Source organism: Nocardia cyriacigeorgica (genome assembly GCF_010868145.1).
Classification (GTDB): Bacteria; Actinomycetota; Actinomycetes; order Mycobacteriales; family Mycobacteriaceae; genus Nocardia; species Nocardia cyriacigeorgica_D.
Map to the genome: position 1 here is coordinate 1 of NZ_JAAGUY010000084.1, position 286 is coordinate 286.

1 pseudogene is annotated in these 286 nt (G+C 66.1%); it reads right to left on the bottom strand.

Going from position 1 to position 286, the window contains the following annotated elements:
• Window positions 1-258 (bottom strand): annotated as a pseudogene (locus GV792_RS28850) (hypothetical protein); the annotation flags it as partial.
• Between the last annotated feature and the right edge of the window lie 28 nt (window positions 259-286).

Here is a 286-nt window from a genome sequence, read left to right on the forward strand (position 1 = left end):
GCCGTATTCGCTGTGCGACGCGCAGCCATGCGCCTTCGGTGTATTCACCAACTCGGAGTAACACTCGTACCAGACGCGGCGCAGGGTCTGCAGACCGGCAGGATCGAGCCCGCCGGGCCCGTGGACGGCGTCGTAGAGCGCTTGGTGAGTCATGCCCTCGAAGTGTTCGAGCGTGCTGACGTAGTCCGGGTCGATACCGGCGCCGAGGTCGACGAGCTTCTGGTCCCGACGGGCAGCCCAGCCGAGCGCGTCGGTCACTTTTCCCTGCGCGGTCTGCACAGTGTTC